Source organism: Methyloceanibacter marginalis (assembly GCF_001723295.1).
Lineage (GTDB): Bacteria > Pseudomonadota > Alphaproteobacteria > Rhizobiales > Methyloligellaceae > Methyloceanibacter > Methyloceanibacter marginalis.
The window spans coordinates 1-4,683 of record NZ_LPWD01000324.1; the positions used below are offsets into that span (position 1 = coordinate 1).

General features: G+C 65.2%; 5 protein-coding genes and 1 pseudogene. All 6 read left to right on the forward strand.

Going from position 1 to position 4,683, the window contains the following annotated elements; all coding sequences use genetic code 11:
* A partial coding sequence (locus AUC71_RS11775) for an ABC transporter permease (protein WP_069624419.1) occupies positions 1 to 1,061 on the forward strand: 1,061 nt, incomplete at its 5' end.
* Positions 1,062 to 1,068: 7 nt separating this feature from the next.
* Positions 1,069 to 1,848, forward strand: a complete 780-nt coding sequence (locus AUC71_RS11780) for an ABC transporter ATP-binding protein (RefSeq protein ID WP_069624420.1) — start codon at positions 1,069 to 1,071, stop codon at positions 1,846 to 1,848.
* 58 nt (positions 1,849 to 1,906) lie between these two features.
* Positions 1,907 to 2,203 (forward strand): annotated as a pseudogene (locus tag AUC71_RS21300) (MlaD family protein); the annotation flags it as partial.
* 335 nt (positions 2,204 to 2,538) lie between these two features.
* Positions 2,539 to 3,099: an ABC-type transport auxiliary lipoprotein family protein gene (locus tag AUC71_RS21305; RefSeq protein WP_244500925.1), complete on the forward strand. Its 561-nt coding sequence runs from the start codon at positions 2,539 to 2,541 to the stop codon at positions 3,097 to 3,099.
* A gap of 87 nt (positions 3,100 to 3,186) precedes the next feature.
* Complete coding sequence (locus AUC71_RS17920) at positions 3,187 to 4,188, forward strand: HAD-IC family P-type ATPase (protein ID WP_244500926.1); 1,002 nt, start codon at positions 3,187 to 3,189, stop codon at positions 4,186 to 4,188.
* On the forward strand, positions 4,179 to 4,670 hold the full coding sequence (locus tag AUC71_RS21310; RefSeq protein ID WP_069624424.1) for a hypothetical protein: 492 nt from the start codon (positions 4,179 to 4,181) through the stop codon (positions 4,668 to 4,670). The genes AUC71_RS17920 and AUC71_RS21310 overlap by 10 nt, the downstream gene beginning before the upstream one ends.
* Positions 4,671 to 4,683: the final 13 nt, after the last annotated feature.

Below are 4,683 nucleotides of genomic sequence, written 5' to 3' on the forward strand. Positions count from 1 at the left end.
CCCGCATGGCGGGCGAACTCGAAGCCCTGGTCGAAGGCGTCGCGGGCGAAGCGCCCAAAGCCAAAAACATGTCGATCGATATGGGCGGTGTCCGCGAGTTCGACACCTTCGGCGCCTGGCTGCTGGAGCGGCTCACCCGCCAATGGACGACCTCGGGCCGCGAGGCTGTCGTCGTCGGGTTACCCGAGCACGACCTTGGCCTCCTGGAGGAGATGCACGGCGTCAATCAAGAGGCGCCACCGCAGCCTCCGCGTCTGAACCCCATCGTCACCGCCCTTGCCGCAATCGGCCGCGGCGGCGCGTCTTTCGGGCACAACTTCGTCGTCTTCTCCGAGATGCTGGGAAGCGTCGGCACGGCGCTGGTGCGCGTTATCGTGCGGCCGCGCGAATACCGCCTCACCTCGACCGTGCATCAGTTCGACCGCGTGGCCTGGCAGGCGGTGCCCATCATCCTGCTCATCACCTTCCTGATCGGCGCCATTATCTCGCAGCAAGGCATCTTCCACTTCCGCAAATTCGGCGCCGAGCTCTACTCCGTGGACCTCGTTGGCATCCTGGTCTTGCGCGAAATCGGCGTGCTCATCGTCGCCATCATGGTGGCCGGGCGTTCAGGCAGCTCCTACACCGCCGAGCTTGGCTCCATGAAGATGCGCGAGGAGATCGACGCACTGCGCACCATGGGCTTCGACCCCATCGAGGTCCTGGTCCTGCCGCGCATCCTCGTCCTGGTCGTGGCGCTGCCGGTGCTGACCTTCCTCGGCTCCATGGCGGCGCTTTACGGGGGCGGCCTGGTGGCCTGGCTCTATGGCGGCATGAGCCCCGACATCTATATGGCGCGGCTCACCGACGCGATTTCGCTCACCCATTTTCAGGTCGGCATGATCAAGGCGCCCTTCATGGGCCTCGTCATCGGCATCATCGCCTGCGCCGAGGGCTTGCGCGTCAAAGGCAGCGCCGAGTCGCTCGGCATTCAGACCACCAAGTCCGTGGTGGAATCGATCTTTCTGGTGATCGTGCTGGACGGGCTGTTCGCCATCTTCTTCGCCTCGATCGGAATGTGATCCCGCGATGACCGCCAAGGAACCCGTCATCAAGGTGCGCGACCTCGTGGTCGGCTTCGGCGGTCAGACCGTGCTGAACCACCTCGACCTCGACGTGCGCGGCGCCGAGATCCTCGGCGTCGTCGGCGCCTCGGGCGCGGGCAAGTCGGTCCTGCTGCGCACCATTATCGGGCTCTTACCGCGGCAGCACGGCAGCATCGAGGTGCTCGGCGTCGACTTGGCGCACGCGAGCGAGGAGAAGCGCCGCGCGCTCGAACGCCGCTGGGGCGTGCTGTTTCAGCAAGGCGCCCTGTTCTCCTCGCTCACGGTCAAGCAGAACGTGCAGTTTCCCATGCGCGAGAATTTGGACATCTCGCAAAGGCTGATGGATGAGATGGCGCTCGCCAAGCTGGAGATGGTCGGGCTCTCCCCTCATGACGGCAACAAGTTTCCCTCCGAGCTGTCGGGCGGCATGACCCAGCGCGTCGCGCTGGCGCGCGCCCTGGCGCTCGATCCGGAGATCGTGTTTCTGGACGAGCCCACCTCCGGCCTCGACCCGATCTCCGCCGGCGATTTCGACGAATTGATCCGCACGCTTCAGCAGACCTTGGAGATCACCGTGTTCATGGTGACCCACGACCTGGAGAGTCTTTATACCGCGTGCGACCGCATCGCGGTTCTGGCCGACGGCAAGGTCGTGGCCGACGGCCCCATCGCCACAATGCTTGAATCGGAACACCCCTGGGTGAAAACCTACTTCCAGGGGAAGCGCGGCGGCATGCTGGCGGACCGCCAGATGAGCGCTTGAACGGAAAGGGATCTGATCGATGGAAACCCGCGCCCGCTACGCCTTGATCGGACTGTTCATGCTCGCCGTGATCGCCGCGACCTTCGGCTTCGTCTATTGGCTGGAGAACAAAGGCGGCTTCGGCGAGCGCGAAACCTATCGCGTGCAGTTCGAGAGCTCGGTCTCCGGCCTGCTGGTCGGCTCCGCCGTCTTGTTCAACGGCATCCGCGTCGGCGATGTCACCGGCATCGCTCTCAATCCCGCCCAGCCGCAGCAGGTGATCGCCACCATCGATGTGGTGAAGCACACGCCTATCCGTGAGGATACGCGGGTCAACGTGGAGCAGCAGGGCCTCACAGGCGGCGTTGCCATCACGCTCACCGGCGGCACCTCCACCGCACCGCTTCCGGCCGATGGCGGCATCGCCACGCTCATCGCCCCGCCCGGCGTCGGTCAGGATTGGACCCAGTCCGCGCGCGATGCGTTTCAGCAGGTCGAGACGATTCTGAACGAGAATGCGCAACCGCTGAACGAAGCGATCGAGAACATCGAAGTCTTCACCGACGCGCTGGCGCGCAACGCCGACAAGGTCGACGGTATCTTGGCGGGCATCGAGCGCATGACCGGCGGCGGCAAGGGCACGGCGCCGCTCTATTCGCTCAAGCCGCGGCCGATCTTCCGCCGCCGCCCGAGGAGGCGCCGGACTGGCAATTGGTCATCCCCGAGCCGACCACGCTGCTCGCTTTCAACACGGACAAGATCCTCACCAAGCCCGCGCCGGACGAAAGCTTGCCGCTCGAAAATGCGCGGTGGAGCGACAGCCTGCCGATCCTGGTCCAAGCGAAGCTGCTGGAAACGTTCGAGAACGCCGGCTACGCGCAACGCGTCACCCGCACCATCGGCGACTTCGCCAGCAATTATCAACTCTCGATTGACATCCGGGAGTTCGACATCGCGACGAAAGGTGCGCCCGAAGCCCAGATCGTGATCCTGGCCAAGCTGCTCAGCCCGGAGAGCGAGATCATCGCTTCGCGCAAATTCGAGACCTCGGCGCCGGCGACGGGAAGCGAGGTGCGCTACTATGTCGATGCGCTGAGCGCCGCCTTCGGCAAGATCGAGCGCGAGATTCTCGACTGGACCACGAAAGAGATCGAGACCGCGCCGGTCTCCGTTACGGTTGAGCCTCCGGCACCGCTCGACGACATGCCGCCGGCCCCGGACGACGCGCCGGCCGATGCGCCGACCGATGGCGAGCTGCCCCCGGCGCCTTGACCTGCCACGCCACAGGTTGATCTGGCTCAACATGGAAGCGTGCCCTTCGCGGGATCGTCGTGACATCAGAAGCCAGGGCGAGTTTTCGTGAGTCTTTCGGCCGTCAGCGCTGCACAGCAAGCAAGCACATCTTGGCACAGCAAACCTGCCGAAGAGGTGCTGGCGGCGCTCGAGAGCGGCTCTTCGGGCTTGAGCGCTGGCGAGGCAGAAGCGCGCAAAGCGCTGTTTGGCCCCAATCGTCTTCCCGTGTCGGCGAAGCAAAGCGCGCTGTGGCGTTTTCTTCTCCAGTTCCACAACGTGCTGATCTACGTGCTGCTGGGCGCAGCGGTGCTGGCCACGGCGATTGGGCACATTACGGACGCCGCGGTGATCTTGGCGGTCGTCATCCTCAACGCCATCATCGGTTTTGTGCAAGAAGGCCGCGCCGAGCGGGCCCTTGAGGCGATCCGCAGCATGATCGACCCACACGCCTCGGTCATGCGTGACGGCCACCGGACCGTCGTGCCGGCCGAGGACATCGTTCCGGGCGATATCGTTCTGCTGGAGCCTGGAGACCGTGTGCCGGCGGATTTGCGTCTGTTCAGGGCGCGCAACCTGCGCATCGACGAAGCCGCGCTCACCGGCGAGTCGCTCCCCGTCGAGAAGGATATGCGCCCGCTTCCGGCTGATTCCCCGCTCGGCGACCGGCGTTCAATGGCCTTCTCGGGCACGCTCGTGACGACCGGTGGCGGCAGCGGCGTCACCGTGGCGACCGGGGCCACGAGCGAGCTCGGCCGCATCAGCACGCTGGTCGGCACGGTCGAGACGCTGACCACGCCGCTCCTGCGCCAGATGAGCCGGTTCGCCCGCCTGCTGACAGCGGTGATCCTTGCCATCTGCGCCGCCGTGTTTCTCTACGCCGTCTATGTCCAGGGCTACGAGTGGCCCGAGGCCTTCATGGTGGTGATCGGCCTTGCCGTCTCGGCGATTCCGGAAGGACTGCCCGCGGTCATGACGATCACCCTCGCCATCGGTGTGCAGCGCATGGCGCCCGCAACGCCATCATCCGGCGGCTTCCCGCCGTCGAGACCCTCGGTTCGGTGTCGGTAATCTGCTCCGACAAGACGGGCACGCTGACCCGCAACGAGATGATGGCCCGCACGGTGCTCACTGCCGAGGGGCAGTTCGATGTTTCCGGTTCGGGCTACGATCCCGCCGGCGACGTGAGGCTGAGCGGCGATCCGATCCAGGCCGCGCGCTATCCGACGCTGACCGAAGCGGCAAGAGCGGCCATCCTCTGCAACGATGCAGATTTGCGTCAAAGCGAAGACGATTGGCGCGTTCATGGCGACCCGATGGAGGGCGCTCTTGTCAGCCTCGGAATGAAACTCGGTTTCGATGCCGAGCTCCTGCGCAAGCAATTGCCGCGCACCGACGAGATTCCCTTCGACACCGAGCACAAATTCATGGCGACGCTGCACCATAGCCATGAGGACGGCGCAACCTTTGCGCTCATCAAGGGCGCCCCGGAACGCGTTCTCGCCATGTGCAGCAGGCAGAGGGGCCGTGCGGGGACGAGGGCCGCTCGATGATGCCGTTCTGGCA

Coding starts and splice junctions, on each gene's coding strand:
- AUC71_RS11780 (WP_069624420.1), top strand. CDS start 1,069: ATGACCGCCAAGGAACCCGTCATCAAGGTGCGCGACCTCGTGGTCGGC.